We start from the raw sequence: 17,124 nt of genomic DNA, 5'->3' as shown, positions 1-17,124 counted from the left end.
GCTCGCCCCGATCCGGTGAGGGACGATGGGAAACGTGACCGCACCCGAGGGCTCCACTCGTTGGCGCCACCTCGTGCGACTCGGCCTGGTCGCCGCCTTCCTGCTCGCACTGTTCTATCTCGTTGCGGTGCAGCGCGTCATCGACGTCGAGGCGGTCCGGGACAGCGTCGCCGCAGCCGGTCCGGCCGCGCCGCTGGCCTACGTCGTCGTCTCCGCGGCGCTCGGCGCGGTGTTCGTGCCCGGGCCGATGCTGGCGGCGGGCAGCGGCCTGCTGTTCGGCCCGGTGCTCGGCCTGTTCGTGACGCTCGGGGCGACCGTGGGCACGGCGGTCATCGCCAGCCTGATCGGGCGGAGGGCCGGACGGAACAGCGCGCGGGCACTCCTCGGGACCGACCGCGCCGACCGCATCGACCGGTTGATCGAACGGCGCGGGTTGTGGGCCGTGGTGGGCCAGCGGTTCATCCCCGGGGTCTCCGACGCACTGGCGTCCTACGCGTTCGGCGCCTTCGGAGTTCCGTTGTGGCAGATGGCCGTCGGCGCGTTCATCGGCTCGGTCCCGCGCGCGTTCGTCTACACGGCGCTGGGCGCCTCGATCACCGACCTGTCCTCGCCGCTGGCGTATGCCGCGGTGGCCGTCTGGTGCGCCACCGCGATCGTCGGGGCATTCGCGACCCACCACGGCTACCGGAGGTGGCGGAAACGCGCGACGGGCCCCTCCGCTCCTTGACTGTGAGCTGCCTCACACTAGAGTCGGGCCATGGCACGAGCACGATCGCAATCACTGGCGGCCGGAGGTCTCAACTGGGCGAGCCTTCCGCTGAAGCTGTTCGCAGGCGGCAACGCCAAGTTCTGGGACCCGGCCGACATCGACTTCTCCCGCGACCGCGAGGACTGGGAGGGGCTGTCGGAGCTGGAGCGCGAATGGGCCGCCCGGCTGTGCGCCCAGTTCATCGCCGGCGAGGAGGCGGTCACCCAGGACATTCAGCCGTTCATGGCGGCGATGCGGGCCGAGGGACGCCTCGGCGACGAGATGTATCTGACCCAGTTCGCGTTCGAAGAGGCCAAACACACCCAGGTCTTCCGGCTCTGGCTCGACGCGGTCGGGCTGACCGAGGACCTGCAGCACTACCTCGACGACCTTCCGTCCTATCGCCAGATCTTCTACGAGGAGCTGCCGGAGTCGCTCGACGCTCTGTCGCACGATCCGTCGCCGGCCGCCCAGGTCCGGGCATCGGCGACCTACAACCACGTCATCGAGGGGATGATGGCGCTGACCGGATACTATGCGTGGCACCGCATTTGCGTTGACCGCGGCATTCTTCCCGGCATGCAGGAGCTGGTGCGGCGCATCGGGGACGACGAACGTCGACACATGGCGTGGGGCACCTTCACCTGTCGGCGCCACGTGGCCGCCGACGATGCCAACTGGTCGGTGTTCGAGACCCGCATGGGCGAGCTCATTCCCCTGGCGTTGCGCAACAACGAGGACGCCTTCGCCCTCTACGACGAGATCCCCTTCGACCTCACGCAGGAGGAGTTCCACGTCTACGCCAGCGACAAGGGGATGCGGCGGCTCGGAACCATCGGCGGCGCCCGCGGCCGCCCGCTGGCCGAAATCGACGTGGACTACTCGCCGTTGCAGCTCGAAGACACGTTCGCCGACGAGGACCGCGAGGCGCTCGCGGCGCGTTAGGGTCGCCGCGCCGAGTGTGAACCCACTGCGAAAAACCTGGGCAGAATTCGCCGTGGTTTCACGCTCGGCGAGGAGCTAGGTCATCCGGCCGGCAACGCCGGGCCGCCCGGCGGCGGTGTCAGCTGCCAGGTCTCCATCGCCAGGGCCAGCAGCGCGTAGGTGCCGAACACGAAGATGACCTCCATCGCCTGGTGCGTCCCGAGGTACTCGACCAGACGGTTCCACGTTTCCGGTTGAACCCGCGCGTCGTCGAGCATCTCGCCGGTCGCCTCCAGGACGAGCCGGTCGACCCCGTCGAACTCGTCGTTGCCGCGCGCCAGCCGCGCGATGTCCTCCTCGGACACACCGCCGGAGGCGGCCACCCGATAGTGCTCGGCCCAGAAGAACGCGGATCGGCGGGCATGCGCGAGCCGAAGCACGACGAGCTCGCGCAGGCGCAGTGGCAGCTCACCTCGCTGCAGCAGGAAACCGTTGTAGACGAGGAACTCTCGAGCCATCCGCGGGTGGCGTGCGAGCACCCCGAGAATGTCGAAGTTCAGCGGATCCCTGGGGTGTCCCGAGCCGGCTCTCGGCACGTCGTCGGCCGGTACGCCGAACAAGGCGCCGACGGCGGCGTACTCGTCGGGTCCCCAGTCGTCGGCGGCGGGCGGTGTCAGCAGGGGACGTTGCCCGCCGTCGAGACCGGTCACTGGTGTCCTCCCGGCGGGTGCAGTTCGGCGAGCGCGTGGATCTGCTCGAGGTAGTGCTCGAGCGAGTGATGGACGAAGCGCGCGGACACCACAGTGGTGCCCGCCGCCGCCATCGCCCGCAGGGTCTCCGCGGTCGCCTCGGGGTCGCCCACCGGATCCAGCGGCCCGTCGGCGGGCAGCACCACCTCGAAATCCTCCGGCACGTCACGCGATCGCAGCCACTCCCCGGCGGTGGCGACGGAGATGCCGAACGGGCACCACCCATCGGCGAGCGTCAGTGCCCGCCGAAGCGACCGTCGCGTGCGGCCGCCGACCCAGATCGGCAGGTGCGACTGCAGCGCGCAGGGGTCGACGGTGAGGCCGCCGAAGGAGTAGTACTCGCCGTCGTAGGTGGGTTCGTTGTCGAACAAGGTGGCCCGCAGCGCCCGCAGCGCGTCGTCGCCGCGCGCGCCCCGGTCCTCGAAGGGCGCCCCGATGAGGTCGAACTCCTCCTTCAGCGACCCGACGCCCACGCCGAGGATCACCCGGCCGCCGCTGACGTGATCCAGTGTGCCGTAACGCTTCACGATCTCCAGCGGATGGTGATAGCCCAGCACCAACGTCATGGTGGCCAGCCGGATTCGCTCGGTGCGTGCCGACACGTAGCCCAGGGTGGCGAGCGGGTCCCAGTACCGCGAGCCGCGCCTACCGGCCTCGCCCGACGGGATGCCGATGTGCTCGCTGCAGGTCAGATGGTGATAGCCGAGGCGGTCGGCCGCTTCGGCGACCCGACCGATGTCGCCGACTCCTGCGTTCTTCTCCCACGTCAGTGCGGCACCGGCGACGTTGGTGACGACGGGCGTCGCGATCCCGAGCTTCAATTCAGCGGCTCTTCGCCCGCGAGGACGGTGCGGTGCATCAGACGGCCGCTGTCCTCGGCGTACGGCAAAACCCGGTGCATGGTGCCGGTGTTGTCCCAGATGAGCAGGTCACCGGGTTGCCACTCGTGGCGGTAGACGTACTGCGGTTGGGTGGCCCAGTCCCGCAGCCGCGCCAGCAGGGCCCGGCTCTCCTCCGCCTGCATGCCGATCACGTAATCGGCGGTGGCCCCCAGCAGCAGCGATTTGCGACCCGACCGGTGGGTCCACACCACCGGGCACGACTTCGTCGGGGACTTCTGCCAGAACGCGATCTCCTCGTAGCTCATCTCCGGCGTGACGTAATACTGGGACCGCTCCGCGCTGTGCACCACGCGCAGATCGGCGATCGCGTCCTTGTCCGCCTGCGGCAGATCGTCGTAGGCCGCGTAGGTGTTGCAGAACTCGGTCTGCCCGCCGGTGTCGGACAACTTCACCGCCCGCAGCAGGGTCGCGAGGTTCGGTCGCGGCTGCAGGGATCCGTCGAAGTGCCAGAACATCGACCCCTTCAGGTACTGCGCGCGCTGGTTGACGTTGGTGTCCAGTGAGATCTTGTAGATACCCTCCTGTCCTTCGCCCGCGACGATGTCACCCAGGGTGCGGGCGATGGCCACCTGCTGCTCGTCGCTGATGTCTAGCCCGCGGAAGAACACCACGCCCCGCTGTTCCAGTGTGGCGCGGATGGTTTGGGCCTCGCGGCCGCTGAGCAGGGTGTCCAGGTCGGTCCTGATCTCGCTGGCGATGCGCGCAGCGACGTCGATGATCTCCAGTTGCGCCGATGTCAGACCCATAGTGGCTAGCTCACTCTCGTCAGAATCGTGTTGGCCGAGTGCTTGACCCGCGGCTGGTTCCACAGTTCCACCGCCAGCGACACGGTGATCAGCGAGTAGAGCAGGTTGCGCAGATTCGCGACGTCCTCGGGCGGCGGTTCTGCGTAGTCGAATTTGTCGACGTAGGCGACCGCTTCCTCGGCGCACGGAAAGACCTCGTCGTAGAAGGCGCGGATCTGCTCCATGGAACTGTTCACCCGCTTGACGTAGCGCTCGTGGCCGTCCTCGATCGCCCACTCTTCGACGAGGTGTTCCAGATGCGAAAACTCCGCTGGGAGAACGCCGGTCATGACGTGACCTTCTCCCCGGCCACTCCGGCCTTCACGTAGTCGCCGACCACCTTGTGCAGATGGCGCAACAGGATCTCCTCGTCGTTCATGGTGAAGTGGGTGAGCACGCCGCTGTTGAGCATGGCTTGCAGACCTTCGGACGGGCTGGCGTCCTCGAGGATGATGTCGTTGAGGAACGTCATGGTCAGTTCCTGGCCCAGCCGCTCCCGATGAGTGGTGGGTGGTTGGTAGTACGCCTCCGTCTCGAAGATGTGCGAGTGCGGTCCGGTGGGCCAGTGGGTGTGCACGGTGAAGCCCGACGCGCCGAAGATCAGCACGAAGTTCGGGAAGAACTGGTAGGAGTCGAAGCCGTACTTCTCCGCCCGGGTCGGATTGATCCCCCGTGGCATCGGTCCGCGATTGAGTTTCTTGTTCCACGGCCCCGCCGCGCTGGCCTCCATCACGCACTCGATGGGCTTGGAGTACGGCGTTTTTCGTGACGGCTCGCCGGCGAAGGAGAACATCCGGTGCGGACCCTTGAGCTGGTAAGCCAGCGCGTCGGTGAACGAATTAGGTTGGTCGAACGCATCTCTGGCCTCCGCGGTGAGAGCGCCGAACGACGACGCGTGCAGGTAAGGGCCGTGGTAGCTCTCGGCGAACCCGTCGACGAAGATCTTCCAGTTGCACTGCAACTCGACCTTGAACTGGTAGACCTGGTGAGGCCCCTCGAACGGGTAGCCCTCCAGGTCGTGAGCGAGTTCGCCGAGGTATGACCGTACTGACTCGGTGTTGTGCGGGTTGAGGTTGATGAAGATGAACCCTTCCCAGACCTCGCACTGGATCGCAGGCACCCGGCAGCTGTCGGCGTCGAAGTCCAGCAGCAGGTCCTTGCGGGTGACGGAGTGCAGCGAGCCGTCCAGCTTGTAGCGCCAGCCGTGGAAGCGGCAGTACAGCAGCGGCGCGCGCCCGGACACCTCCTGGAACGGGTCGTCCTCCCACAGCATCTTGTTGCCGCGGTGCGGGCAGATGTTGTGCATCGCGCGAATTACGTCATCCTTGCCCCGCACGATGATCACCGAGGTGTCGAGGAACGTCAGTTCGCGGGTGAAGTAGCTACCGGGCTTCGGCACGCGTTCGACCCGCCCGACATAGAGCCAGGTCTTCTTGAAAACGTGCTCGCGTTCCTTCTCGTAGAACTCCGGCGAGACACAATCCTCGAGCGATACCGGTCCGCGCCCGAGTTCGGGATAGGCGTCGGTCCAATGTCCGCTCGCGGGCTTGGTCACCAGGCTGTCGTGACTCATGGGGCCTCCCTCCGCGCCGACGCTAACAGTCGGCGAATCCCGCGAAACAGACCCAACAGCGCAACACCCTGTTGCATATTTGGAACGAAAGCACTGGAGCCATGGAACAAAACCCGTCCTTCGACCTCGACGCGCTGCTGGTATTCGGCAAGGTGGTGGAGAACCGCAGCCTGTCGAAGGCGGCGGCGCTGCTGGGCATGCCGAAGTCGACGGTCAGCCGCAAGCTGACCAAGCTGGAGTCGGACCTCGGCATCAAGCTGCTGCGCAAGAACACCCATCAGCTGACCGTGACCGACCTCGGCGAGAAGGTCTACGGCCACGCGGTCAACATCCTGACCGAGGCCAACGGCGTGCGCGCTCTGGTGGAGGGCAGCAGGCAGGAACCCCAGGGCGAACTCAAGGTGGCCATCCCCGTTTTCCTCGGCATCGACTACGCGTCGCGGGTCGGGGCGGCGTTTTTGCAGCGATATCCCCACTCGCGGCTCGACATCCGGCTGGTGGACCGCATGGTCGACCCGGTCAGCGACGGGTTCGACGTGGTGTTCGGGACCGGACCCCTGCAGGACTCGACCCTGATCGCGCGCAAGGTCTTCGACCTCGAGTTGTTCCTGTGCGCCTCGGCGGACTTCGTGCGGCAGCGCGCCGAGCCGGTCACCGACCCCGCACAGTTGAGCGCGATGCCGTTCATCGACTTCGGGTTCGGCGGCACCCGCAAGCTCACGCTGACCCGCAACAAGCGCAGGCACGAACTCGCACCACCGATCCGGGCGCGCGCGAACAACTTTCAAGTGTGCAAGCAGTACATCCTCCAGGGCCTAGGCGTCGGTGTCATGCCCACACAGATCATCTGCACCGCCGAGCTGCGCGCCGGCACGATCGTCCCGGTGCTCCCCGACTGGCACGTCGACGCGCTGGAGGTGCACATGATCTACCCGTTCGAGCTGTCGTTCTCGACGTTGATCAGTGCCTTCTACGAGACGGCGTGCGAGATCATCGTGGAGAACATCGCCAGGGCGTGACCACAGCCGGCGGCCGCCGGCAACGCCCCTACTGACTTGGCGTCACAAAATTGACGTTGCAGACAGCCCGCAGGTGGGTATGAGAAGACCCATGAACGCCGACACGATCATCGCGATGGCGGGCTTGGTCGCACTGGGCGCCGCCGCATTCACCGGAGCAATCTGGGACAGCCCGCTGGTGGCGTCGCCATCGCTGCGGCGTCAGCGGCCCTACGGCCGGCACGCGATGCCGGCCGACACGCCCGCGACGACCCGGGTCGCGGCCCATAGCGGGGCCTGAAGCACCTGATCAGCGTGCTCCGCTCACGGAGTGGCCCGGTCAATATGTTTCAGGACGTCGCCGGCCGGGGTACCTTAAATGAACAGCCACAGGTTCAGATCCGAGCCGAGTGTTCGATACGGCAGGGTCGAAAGTTAGGGGCCTTTGTGGTGTCTGAATCCAATTCGGAATACGCAGACGTGACGGAGATGTTCCGTCGTCTCACGATGCTCGACCAGGAGTCTGTCGCCTATCGGCGCCAGCGAGAGGCGATAGTCGAACGGACCCTGCCCCTCGCCGATCACATTGCGCGCCGGTACAAGAACCGCGGCGAACCGATCGACGACCTCGTCCAGGCCGCCCGTGTCGGCCTGGTCAACGCCGTCAACCGCTTCGACCCCGACAACGGCGCGGACTTCCTGTCCTTCGCGGTGCCGACCATGATGGGCGAGGTGCGCCGCCACTTCCGCGACTACGGCTGGGCGGTCAAGGTGCCCCGGCGCCTGAAAGACCTTCAGGGCCAACTCGTGAAGGCCCGCGCGGAGTTGGCTCAGCAGATCGGTCGCGCGCCGACCGCCAGCGAGGTGGCCAAACACCTTGGCATCGAACGGGAAGCGGTGATGGAGGCGACGATCGCCAGCAGCAACTACTCCACCCTGTCCACCGATATCCGGGCGACCGCCGACGACGAATACCGCTCTGTCGGTGACACTCTGGGCGACGTCGATCCCAACATCGACAAGGTGGTCGACCTCGAGACGGTGCGCCCGCTGGTCGCCGCGCTGCCCGACAGGGAACGAACCGTGCTGACGCTGCGGTTCTTCGAGAGCTTGACGCAGACCCAGATCGCCGACCGCATGGGCTATTCGCAGATGCACGTCTCGCGCCTGCTCGCCCAGGCGCTGCGCCGGCTGCGTGATCAGTTGCGCGAGCAGGAGGTCGACGGGGAACCGACCCGTGTCGCGGCCTCCGAGCGGCCGAGTGCGTCGGCCCTTCCGGCTGCGCCGTCCGCGGCGTCGCGCCTCAAGCGCGGCGCATAGCCCGCTTCGGCTGCGGCCCAGAGCATGTCACTCGCGTCGCGGCGCGAAGACCGGGACGAACGCGGCATCGCCGTCGGCGTCCTGACGTTCGAAGCGCACCTCGACGGGAAGACCGATGTCAACCGAATCGAGTTCGCAGTCCACGATATTCGCTGCGAGCCGCAGCCCGGGCTGCTCGTCGAGCTCGACGATCGCGATCACGTAGGGCACCGGTACCGCCGGATTGAACGGCTGGTGGTTGACCGTGTAGGTGAAGACCGAGCCACGTCCGGAGACCGGGCGCGCTTCGAGCGCCGCTCCGCAGTCGGGACAATCCGGGGCCGGCGGCGAGACCCACAGCGCACAGCGCGTACACCGGCCGATCAGCAGCTGCCCGTCCCCCCCGCCGGTCCAGAACGGGCGATTGCGGTCGTCGAGCGTCGGCAGCATCCGGGGCGGGGCGTCATCGGCCATGGGAGGAACGTACAGTCCACTGCAGCTGTCTTCACAAAAATAGGGCTTTGAGACGGGCGGTTGCATCGGGTGAGCACCTTCGAGAAGGACGCGATCATCAGCGGGCTGGGCATTTCGCGCATCGGCAGGCGCACCGGCATCCCCGGTCTGGATTTGACGATGGAAGCGGTGCGCTCGGCCGTCGAGGACTCCGGGCTGGCGATCGACGACATCGACGGAGTCGTCACCTTCGGCGACACTCCCTCGGCCGAAGTGGTTGCAGCGCTGGGAAGGCGGGCCACCGATGTCGGGTACGGGTTCCCGACCGGCGGGGTGCTCACCCCGGTCATGTCGGCCATCCTCGCGGTGTCGCAACGGCGGGCGCGCCATGTGCTGGTGTACCGCACGGTCCAGATGCTGGGCGGTTCGATGACCCAGGCACCGGCCTCGGCGGAACCCAACCCCCTGGCCGACCCGCCGATCGAGCCACGCGCCCCGGGTCGCCGACGCCAACTCAAGCCGTTCGAGGACATCGGCGAATTGCTCGCCGCCCATGCGTATTCGGCCGCGAACTGGCTGGCGATGCACTGCAGGCGTCACATGGAACTGTACGGAACCACCAAGGAGCAACTGGGCTCGCTGGCCATCAACAGCAGGCGCAACGCCGGACTCAACCCGCTCGCCGCCTACCGCGAGCCGATGACCATGGACGACTACCTGGGCTCACGACCGGTGTCCACCCCGTTCACGCTGTTCGACTGCGACGTCCCGATCGACGGGTCGATCGCCCTCGTCGTCTCCCATGCCGACTACGCGAAGGACTGTCCGAACCGTCCGGTCCGCGTCGAAGCCGTTGGGGGAGCTTACGGTTCGGGAGGCTGGTTCCACCGCGAGGACTTCCCCAAGATGGCGTCGACCGAAGCGGCCGCGGAGATGTGGTCGCGCACCGACCTGACCCCGGCGGACGTTCAGGTGGCCGAACTCTACGACGGTTTCACCTTCCTCACGTTCGCCTGGCTGGAGGCCCTGGGCTTCTGCGGCGACGGTGAGGCGGGGCCCTTCGTCGAGGGCGCGACCCGGATCGCGCTCGACGGCGCGCTGCCGCTCAACACGTACGGCGGCCAGCTGTCGGCCGGCCGCATGCACGGCTACTGGCTGCTGCACGAGGCGTGCCTGCAGTTGCGCGGGCAGGCCGGGGACCGGCAGCTGGCGCGCAGGCCCGAGGTGGCCGTCGCGGCCGCGGGTGGCGGCCCGATCGCGGGCTGCCTGCTGCTGACCTGCTGATCAGTCGGCGGTGCGCTGGGGACGACGCGTGGCGCCCCACAGTCCGACGGCGATTCCGACCACCGCGCCGCCGAGCCCGATGACCTGTTGCGGGCGCTTCATCTCGTGGTGGACACCCATCCCGCCGAGCAGATCGGCCGCGTCGGCGCCGCCGGACGCGAGGAACCAGCCGCGGGTGTCGCGCCCGCGCACCGCCGCCGCCACGAGCAGCCCTCCGATGAGCGCGTCGCGGTACCCCATGGACCGCAGCAGCAGTTGCGCCGTCGGGCTCGGTGCGTCGCGGTCACCCCAGAGCCGGTTGGCGCGCAAGGGATCGATCAGAAACGAGACGCCGGAGGCGAGACGGACAGTACCCGCGGCGAGCGCGGCGCGGTCGAGTGGCATGGCCGAAGCGTAGGGCGCGACGCGTCCACACAGGCGGGAACGACCGAGGGTTCGTCGGCCGACCGCGGACAAGGTCGAGCCGGATGTTGTCGTCGCGCCGGCTATCGGCCGTGTGCGGCGAAGAACTGCCCGGTGGCCCCGGACGCGTCGAACGGGGCGAGCAACCCGCCCGGCCAGACGTGCCCGCCGCCGTCGATCTGCACGAACTCGACCGTTGTTCCGCCCGCACATCCGGTCGACGAGAACCGGTGCACCGCACCGGTCACCTGGTCGGCGGGCGGCGGACAGCCGTTGACGTCACGCCACCGCTGCGCCATCGCCGGCGGGGCGATGATGTCGCTGGGTCCGCCGCGTCCGAGCATCGGACCGCCGGCGAACGGCACGACCGGATCCGTCGTTCCGTTGACCTTCAGGACCGACACCGGTTGCGACGGGGCGCACGGCATCGCGACGCCCAGCGACCCGGCGACGGGAGCGACGGCGGCGAAGACATCCGCGCGCTCACACGCCAACCGGGAGGCCATGAAGCCGCCCGCCGACATCCCGGTGGCGAAGACCCGCCCGGGGGCAATGCCGTAGTCCTGGCGGAGCCGATCGACCAGGGCGACCAGAAAGCCGACGTCGTCGACGCCCTGGCGGTCCGGAACCGACGCGCCGCGGCCGTCCGCCCAGCTCAGGTCGACGCCATCGGGATAGGCCACCACGAACCCGTGCTGGTCGGCGATCGCGTTGTAGTTGGTCGCGGCGGCCTGAGCGCCGCCGGTCATGCCCGCGCCGTGCAGGTTGAGAATCAGGCCGGTGTAATGGTCACGTCCGGCCGGGGCATGCACGATGTAGCTCCGGTTGAGCCCACCCATCATCAGGGCGCCCGCAGCGTCACCGCCGGGAAGAGCCCCCGCACGCACACCGCCGCAGGTGACGAAAAGTAGCAGCGCCACCGAGAACGCCGTCGCACGCGCAGTCACGGTCATCATCGGCACTCTAGAACCATCGCACCTTCCCGTGTTGCGACACGGTCACGGCTCCATACCCGTTCGTGCACGAAGATCACTTCTGCCGCATCCGCCACTAACGTCACAGCAGCCCACTGCTGACGTCGCCGCGACGTCCGCCTCTTTCGAAAGGTGTGACATGTCGCCGCGTCCTCGAATCGCATCGGCGTCGATGGCGTCGGCGGCTGTCCTCGGGCTGACCTTTGCGATGGTGGTGGCGCCGACCGCCATCGCCGAACCCTGTACGGGCGCCGCCGCGGCCGCGCAGCCTCCCGCGGCCCCGAACGCCGAAGCCACTCCGCCGTTGCCCGGCGGCCCGCCGGTCGGGCACCGGCCCAGGGGCACCGACGAATCGGCGGCATCACCCCGGCTCGGGCGACTGGAGCAGCAAGCGCAGGTGCGCCCCACTCCCCCAGCACCCGCCGCCGAGCAGTCCGCAGCGCAGCAGGTGCCCGCAGCGGCGCCCCCGCAACCGCCGCCTCCGCCAGCGCCGCCGGGGACATCGATCGTCGGTTGGGTGACGGGCCCCGAGAGCCCGAACAACACCATCGGCCGGTTCGCGATCACCGGCACCGATCTCGGGATCATGTGGGACAACGGTGATCCCGCCAACCGGCAGGTGCTGATGGCCTTCGGCGACACCTACGGGTACTGCGGCGTGCGGGGCCAGCAGTGGCGCTACAACACGCTGTTCCGCAGCCAGGACGGTGCGTTGTCCAAGACGGTCGCCGTGCCCGACGGCATGCCGGCCAACCGCCACTCCGGTTCACCGCTATGGGCCCCGGGACTGTCCAAGCAGATCATCAACAGCACCAAGTGGGCACCCAACGAGAAGGGCATCATCCCCACCGCCGGCATCGCTGTCGGCACAACGCAGTACATCAACTTCATGTCCATCAAGAGTTGGGACAGCGACGGGCGGTGGACAACGAACTTCTCGGCGATCGCCGTGTCACCCGACAACGGCGAGAACTGGGGCATCTATCCGGGCAGCGTCCGCTCGACGGCCGGCGGCGACGTCGCAGGCGCACCGTTCGTTCCGGGCAATCAGAACTTTCAGCAGGGCGCCTTCCTGCGTCCCGGACCCGGCGATCCCCACCTCTACTCGTTCGGGACACCGGCGGGCCGCGGCGGCGCGGCCTACATCGCGCGGGTCGCCCCGAGCGCGGTGCCCGACCTGAGGAAGTACGAGTACTGGAACACCGACCAGAATGCCTGGGTACCAGGCGATCCGGGGGCCGCCACTCCCGTCATCCCCGGTCCCGTCGGCGAGATGTCCGCGCAGTTCAACACCTACCTGGGGCGGTACCTCGTGATGTACTGCAACGGCGCCAACGACGTCGTCGCACGGACCGCGTCCGCACCGCAGGGTCCGTGGGGACCCGAGCAACTGATCGCGCGCTCGATGGAAATACCGGGCGGCATCTACGCACCGTTCCTGCATCCCTGGTCGACGGGTAAGGAGTTGTATTTCAACCTGTCGCAGTGGTCGACCTACAACGTCATGCTGATGCGGACCGTGCTGCCCTGAGGAGGCGGCTCACTCGCCGGGCGACGGCGGCGCCGCCTGCACAGCCGCCACACCGGCCAGGCCGCTGACTTTGAGGACCGGCATGAGGATCGGGTTGGCGACGATCTGGCGGATGCGGTCGGCGTGCTCGAAAAGCGCGTTGATCGCGCCGCTGTCGAGGTACTCGACGGCGCTCAGGTCGACCGCCACCTTCTGCCCGTCGCGGGACTCCGTCCGCAGTGCTTCGGCGATCGCCTGCGTGAAGGCGGCGATGTTGCTCAGGTCAAGTTCGCCTGCGGCACTGACCTCGAGCGTGCCGTCGGCACGCCGGCCGGTGCGCAGCGTCAGCGGTGTGGCCATCACGCAATCCTCGCGTGCATGTTGATAGTGGTACCGGCCGCACCCGACTCGATCGAGACATCGTGCATCAGCGCCCGCATGAGCGCGATTCCCCTGCCGCGGTGAGCGGCCGGGTCGGGTCGGGCTTGCTTCCATTCGCCGTTGTCGACGATCGTCAGGTGCAACCGGTCAGCGAGCGCGATCGCGCGCAGCGACACGGTGCCCCCCGCGCTTCGCCGGTGCCCGTGCTCGATCGCGTTCGCGAGCGCCTCCCCCGCGGCGATCAACACGTCGAGTGTCTGAGCGGCGCCCACTCCGGCCTGAGTCAGCCACTCTCGCAGCGCATTTCGGGTCGGCGCGAGTTGGTTCGCGTCGGCGGCGAGTTCGATCTCCAGCGGCACCGGTTGGCGGTACAGCATGAGCGCGACGTCGTCCTGGTAGCCGTAGCTGGGTGTCAGCCGCGTCATGATCTCGTCGGCCAGCTCGTCGAGTGCGCAGGCCAGGTTGTTCTGCACTATGTCGGCGGCGCGGCCGATGCCCTTGTCCAGCGGCTCACGACGGCGCTCCACGAGACCGTCGGTATAGAGCAGCAGCGTGGCGCGGGCCGGCACCTGGGCCCGCGTCTCCGGGCGGGCGTGATCGTACGGGAGTCCCAGCGGCGTGGCCGAGGCCTCGTCGAGCAGAATGGTGTTGCCGTGGGGCGGAACCAGGATGGGCGGCGGATGACCGGCGCTGGAATACACCAGCTCGCCCGTTCTCGGGCTGAGTACGGCGCAGAACGCCGTGGTGCACCGCGCGCCCGGGAGCCGGGCGGCGAACCGGTCGAGGGCCGACAGCGTGGCGGCCGGGCTCGGGTGCTCCAACAACAAGGCACGACAAGCACTTCGGAGCTGTCCCATCACCGTGGCGGACGTCAGCCCGTGTCCGACGCAGTCACCGACGATCAGCGCGATGCGTCCGTCGTCGAGGTTGAGCACGTCGTACCAGTCGCCCCCTACCTGCAGCGGGTGCGTGGCGGGTTGGTACCGAACGGCGAAGCCACTGGACACGGTGGGGCCGAGGATCGCGTGCTGCAACGCCAGGGCGGTCTCCCGCTGCTGATCGAGTTGGTGGACCCGCTGCAGTCCCTGGCCCAGCCGGCTCGCGAGCACCGTGAGCAGGGTGTGATCCTCGATGGTGAACGGTCGCCGTTCCTGAAGTTCGATGTGCAGCACCAGCACCCCGCGCGGGTCCTGCAGGGCGATACGCGCCGTTCCGGGATCCGACGAGTCGGGTAGCAGCAGGTCGGCGTGGCGGAGCGCCTCGATCGCCTGTCGAGTGCGCACCGGCAACCCATCCCACTGCACCTGCTCGCCACCGCAGATGAAATCCGATGGCGGACCGTCGACGTCGGCGCCGTCGTCGGGGAAGGTCACGGCCAGCACCCGACGGGCCCGCCACAACACCCGCAGTTCCTCGGCGGCGGACTGGACTGCGTCGCGCAGCGTATCCGCCTGCGCCAGTTGCTGATTGAGTGCCGCCAACGCCGACTCGCGCTGCACGGTGTAGTGCTCGGCGGTGACGTCGCGCAGCGTGCCGACGATGACCCGCCTGCCGGTATCCATCTCCTCGACGCGGTTGAATGTCAGCGTGACCCACAGGCGATGACCGTCGCGGTGCGTGACCGGGACGGTGTACCTGCCGTGCGGTTCGCCGAGCACCCGGGCGAACAACTCGTTGACCTCGCGGTGGGCTTCGACATCGGATTCGGCCGTCGGCCACCACGGCTGGGGCGGTCGATACGGCAACCCCTCCGGCCCATACCCGAGAATGTCGGTGAACGCCGCGTTCATCTCGATCACCGCACCCTGATCGTCTCCGACGAAGAAGGCCTCCTGCAACGAGTCGATCAGCGCTGTGCGCCAGCGGGCGTGATGGTTGCGCAGCCGGGCGAGTTTCACGTTCGCCCGCACCCGGGCCAGGAGTTCGGCCGCGGCGAAGGGCTTGACCAGGTAGTCGTCGGCGCCGGCCTGCAGCCCGTCGATCGCGGCCTCCTGGCCGGCGCGCGCGGACAGCAGCAACACCGGAACGGCGGCCGTGCGGGGATCGGACCGCAGCGCGGAGACCAACTCCAGGCCGTCCAGCCGCGGCATCATCACGTCGCTGATCACCATGTCCGGCACATCGGCGCGCACCGCGTCGAGCGCCAACTGGCCATCGGTGACGGCGTCGACCTGGTAACCGTCCCCGCGCAACAGCCGGGCTACGTAGTCCCGCATGTCGGCGTTGTCGTCGGCGATCAACACCCGAGCCGTCACCCCGGACCCCGCCGGGGCGGACGATCCTGCGGGCGCGGAATCGTCGACCACTGCGCCGATCTCGTCGACCGGCAGCCAGCGCAGCGCTTCCTGCAGGAACGGTTCGGCGCCCCCGGCCGCCGGGGAAGGTCCCGGTGCCGCGGCGATGGCGTTCTCGGGCAGATGCGCGGCACCCAGCGGTAGCCGGATCGTGAAGGTGGTGCCTTCACCTTCCGCGCTTTCCGCGGTGATGCTGCCGCCGTGCAACTCGATCAGTTCCTTCACCAACGCCAGACCGATGCCGCTGCCTTCGTTGGACCGCGCGCGCACGTTCTCGATGCGATGGAATCGCTCGAACAACCGCGGGATCTCGGATGCGGCGATGCCGATGCCGGTGTCGGCGACGGTGACCACGGCTTCGCCGTCGCCGTGCCGGACGCCGATGGAGATGGTGCCCTCGAAGGTGAACTTGAGCGCGTTGGACAGCAGGTTGAAGACCACCTTCTCCCACATATCGCGGTCGATGTAGACGGCGTCCGCCAGCGGCGGGCAGTCGACGGCGAAGGTCAGGCCCGCGCGTTCGATCGCCGACCTGAACACGCTGGCCAGCTCGGCGGTCGCCGCGCCGAGGTCGACCGGCGCAAAGCTGGCCTTCATGCGACCCGCCTCGATCCGGGAGAAATCGAGCAACGTGTTGACCAGCTTGGCCAGGCGTAAGCCGTTGCGCCAGACGATGTCCAGTTCTTGGCGAGCTGGCTCGTCCAGATCGGAACCGCGGCCGCGCAGTTCGGCGACCGGGTCGAGGATCAACGTCAGGGGCGTGCGGAACTCATGGCTGATGTTCGAGAAGAACGTGGTCTTGGCGCGATCGAGTTCGGCCAGTTCCTCGGCACGCCGCTGCTGGGTCTGGTAACTGCGCGCGCTGCCGACGCCGGCGGCGATGTGCCCGGCGACCAGCGTCACGAAGCCGCGGTACGCCTCGTCTAGCGGGCGGTAGCGGTTGAGGGCGGCGACCAGGAACCCACTCGGGGAGCCGCCCTGCTGCAGCAGCGGCACCACGAGCGCCTGGGTGGGGGCGACGCGCCAGGCTCCGGTGGGCAGGTTCGGGTACTTCGCCGTGTCCAGCTCCACGAACACGGTGTCGCCGCGCCCCGGTTCGGTCAGCGGCCACACGTCGTTTCCGGTCAATACCGCTGGGGCGCAGCGGTGCCCGGACGGTATTCCGCTCGAACCGGCGAGGTACGCGCCCCCTTGGTCGTCGAACAGGTAGGTCAATGTGAACGGCAGGTCGCGGGTGTTCTGCGAGAGTTGGCGGTCGACGAACGCCATGATCTCCTGCTCGGTGCGCACCACACTCGGATCCGAGCCGAGATCACGCAGCGTGCCCATCCTGCGCTCGCTGATGACCTGCTGGGTGTCCTCGCTGACCACGCACAGGATGCCTACGATTCGGCGGTCCTCGTCGCGCAGCGGGCTGTAGGAGAAGGTGTGATACGTCTCCTCCTGATAGCCGGAGCGCTCCAGAAAGAGCAGCAGCGCTGAGTCCCAGGTGGCCTGCCCGGTCAACAGCACGCGGTCGATGCGCGGTCCGACGTCGTCCCAGATCTCGGTCCATACCTCGCGGATCGGCCGACCCAGCGCCCGCGGGTATTTGCGGCCAAGGGTGTCGCGGCGGTAGGCGGCGTTGCAGAAGAAGGTCAGCTCCGGACCCCATGCCATCCACATCGAGAATCGCGACGACAGCAGGATGCTCACGGCGGTCTGCAGGCTCTGCGGCCAGTCGGCCGGCGCGCCCAGCGGCGTCGCCTCCCAGTGCACCCTGGCCAGATCGGGGCCGATCTCCGCGTCGGTGTTGAACACCGCGAGCGGATGTGACGGCGGACCGTCGCTCATCTGCGTGCTTCTCGC

Annotated in this window: 17 protein-coding genes; 7 read left to right on the top strand and 10 right to left on the bottom strand. The window is 68.2% G+C overall.

Annotated elements, in window-relative coordinates; genetic code table 11:
- The first annotated feature begins 34 nt into the window (after positions 1 to 34).
- Entirely contained in the window at positions 35 to 727 is a 693-nt protein-coding gene (locus ABGB19_RS01635; RefSeq protein ID WP_347683313.1) for a TVP38/TMEM64 family protein, read from the top strand.
- A gap of 30 nt (positions 728 to 757) precedes the next feature.
- The gene (locus ABGB19_RS01630; RefSeq protein ID WP_347683311.1) at positions 758 to 1,693 is read left to right on the top strand and encodes a R2-like ligand-binding oxidase; all 936 of its coding nucleotides are present in this window, start codon (positions 758 to 760) and stop codon (positions 1,691 to 1,693) included.
- An 80-nt stretch (positions 1,694 to 1,773) separates the two neighbouring features.
- Here the strand turns inward: ABGB19_RS01630 and ABGB19_RS01625 are convergent, their stop codons facing one another.
- Genes ABGB19_RS01625 through ABGB19_RS01605 form a run of 5 tightly spaced genes read right to left on the bottom strand, consistent with a single transcriptional unit; the run spans position 1,774 to position 5,681 of the window.
- The gene (locus ABGB19_RS01625; protein WP_347683309.1) at positions 1,774 to 2,382 is read right to left on the bottom strand and encodes a carboxymuconolactone decarboxylase family protein; all 609 of its coding nucleotides are present in this window, start codon (positions 2,380 to 2,382) and stop codon (positions 1,774 to 1,776) included.
- Positions 2,379 to 3,242 carry an LLM class F420-dependent oxidoreductase gene (locus ABGB19_RS01620; protein ID WP_347683307.1) on the bottom strand — a complete coding sequence of 288 codons (864 nt, stop codon included), beginning with the start codon at positions 3,240 to 3,242 and terminating at the stop codon, positions 2,379 to 2,381. Before ABGB19_RS01620 ends, ABGB19_RS01625 begins: the two co-directional genes overlap by 4 nt.
- Positions 3,239 to 4,069, bottom strand: a complete 831-nt coding sequence (locus ABGB19_RS01615) for a TauD/TfdA family dioxygenase (protein ID WP_347683305.1) — start codon at positions 4,067 to 4,069, stop codon at positions 3,239 to 3,241. The genes ABGB19_RS01620 and ABGB19_RS01615 overlap by 4 nt, the downstream gene beginning before the upstream one ends.
- 5 nt (positions 4,070 to 4,074) lie before the next feature.
- Positions 4,075 to 4,398 carry a hypothetical protein gene (locus tag ABGB19_RS01610; protein ID WP_347683303.1) on the bottom strand — a complete coding sequence of 108 codons (324 nt, stop codon included), beginning with the start codon at positions 4,396 to 4,398 and terminating at the stop codon, positions 4,075 to 4,077.
- On the bottom strand, positions 4,395 to 5,681 hold the full coding sequence (locus tag ABGB19_RS01605; protein ID WP_347683301.1) for an aromatic ring-hydroxylating dioxygenase subunit alpha: 1,287 nt from the start codon (positions 5,679 to 5,681) through the stop codon (positions 4,395 to 4,397). The genes ABGB19_RS01610 and ABGB19_RS01605 overlap by 4 nt, the downstream gene beginning before the upstream one ends.
- 101 nt (positions 5,682 to 5,782) lie before the next feature.
- Between ABGB19_RS01605 and ABGB19_RS01600 the strand changes: the two genes are divergently transcribed.
- The 3 genes from ABGB19_RS01600 to ABGB19_RS01590 all read left to right on the top strand — a co-directional run bounded on the left by ABGB19_RS01600 (position 5,783) and on the right by ABGB19_RS01590 (position 7,999).
- The gene (locus ABGB19_RS01600; RefSeq protein ID WP_347683299.1) at positions 5,783 to 6,700 is read left to right on the top strand and encodes a LysR family transcriptional regulator; all 918 of its coding nucleotides are present in this window, start codon (positions 5,783 to 5,785) and stop codon (positions 6,698 to 6,700) included.
- 91 nt (positions 6,701 to 6,791) lie between these two features.
- Complete coding sequence (locus tag ABGB19_RS01595) at positions 6,792 to 6,980, top strand: hypothetical protein (RefSeq protein WP_347683297.1); 189 nt, start codon at positions 6,792 to 6,794, stop codon at positions 6,978 to 6,980.
- A 149-nt stretch (positions 6,981 to 7,129) separates the two neighbouring features.
- Positions 7,130 to 7,999: a SigB/SigF/SigG family RNA polymerase sigma factor gene (locus ABGB19_RS01590; protein WP_347683295.1), complete on the top strand. Its 870-nt coding sequence runs from the start codon at positions 7,130 to 7,132 to the stop codon at positions 7,997 to 7,999.
- A 27-nt stretch (positions 8,000 to 8,026) separates the two neighbouring features.
- Here the strand turns inward: ABGB19_RS01590 and ABGB19_RS01585 are convergent, their stop codons facing one another.
- Positions 8,027 to 8,452, bottom strand: coding sequence for an OB-fold domain-containing protein (locus ABGB19_RS01585; protein ID WP_347683293.1), 426 nt, complete (start codon positions 8,450 to 8,452; stop codon positions 8,027 to 8,029).
- A 69-nt stretch (positions 8,453 to 8,521) separates the two neighbouring features.
- Here ABGB19_RS01585 and ABGB19_RS01580 point away from each other — a divergent pair, with 69 nt between their 5' ends.
- A complete protein-coding gene (locus ABGB19_RS01580) occupies positions 8,522 to 9,715 on the top strand; it encodes a thiolase family protein (protein ID WP_347683291.1) in 1,194 nt (397 codons plus the stop codon).
- Here ABGB19_RS01580 and ABGB19_RS01575 read toward each other — a convergent pair whose 3' ends face one another.
- Both ABGB19_RS01575 and ABGB19_RS01570 read right to left on the bottom strand, forming a co-directional pair.
- Positions 9,716 to 10,099 carry a DUF4267 domain-containing protein gene (locus tag ABGB19_RS01575; protein ID WP_347683289.1) on the bottom strand — a complete coding sequence of 128 codons (384 nt, stop codon included), beginning with the start codon at positions 10,097 to 10,099 and terminating at the stop codon, positions 9,716 to 9,718. It lies immediately after the preceding gene.
- A gap of 101 nt (positions 10,100 to 10,200) precedes the next feature.
- The gene (locus ABGB19_RS01570; RefSeq protein ID WP_347683287.1) at positions 10,201 to 11,073 is read right to left on the bottom strand and encodes a PHB depolymerase family esterase; all 873 of its coding nucleotides are present in this window, start codon (positions 11,071 to 11,073) and stop codon (positions 10,201 to 10,203) included.
- Between the two features lie 157 nt (positions 11,074 to 11,230).
- Here ABGB19_RS01570 and ABGB19_RS01565 point away from each other — a divergent pair, with 157 nt between their 5' ends.
- Positions 11,231 to 12,622, top strand: a complete 1,392-nt coding sequence (locus ABGB19_RS01565; protein ID WP_347683285.1) for a DUF4185 domain-containing protein — start codon at positions 11,231 to 11,233, stop codon at positions 12,620 to 12,622.
- A gap of 9 nt (positions 12,623 to 12,631) precedes the next feature.
- On the opposite strand, the gene ABGB19_RS01560 is transcribed toward ABGB19_RS01565, so the two are convergent.
- Positions 12,632 to 12,961, bottom strand: a complete 330-nt coding sequence (locus ABGB19_RS01560; protein ID WP_347683283.1) for an STAS domain-containing protein — start codon at positions 12,959 to 12,961, stop codon at positions 12,632 to 12,634.
- On the bottom strand, positions 12,961 to 17,109 hold the full coding sequence (locus ABGB19_RS01555; protein WP_347683281.1) for a SpoIIE family protein phosphatase: 4,149 nt from the start codon (positions 17,107 to 17,109) through the stop codon (positions 12,961 to 12,963). The genes ABGB19_RS01560 and ABGB19_RS01555 overlap by 1 nt, the downstream gene beginning before the upstream one ends.
- Between the last annotated feature and the right edge of the window lie 15 nt (positions 17,110 to 17,124).

Source organism: Mycobacterium sp. B14F4, assembly GCF_039871645.1.
Classification (GTDB): Bacteria; Actinomycetota; Actinomycetes; order Mycobacteriales; family Mycobacteriaceae; genus Mycobacterium.
The sequence above is the reverse complement of the archived record's forward strand: the minus strand, read 5'-3'. Positions and strand labels throughout refer to the sequence as shown.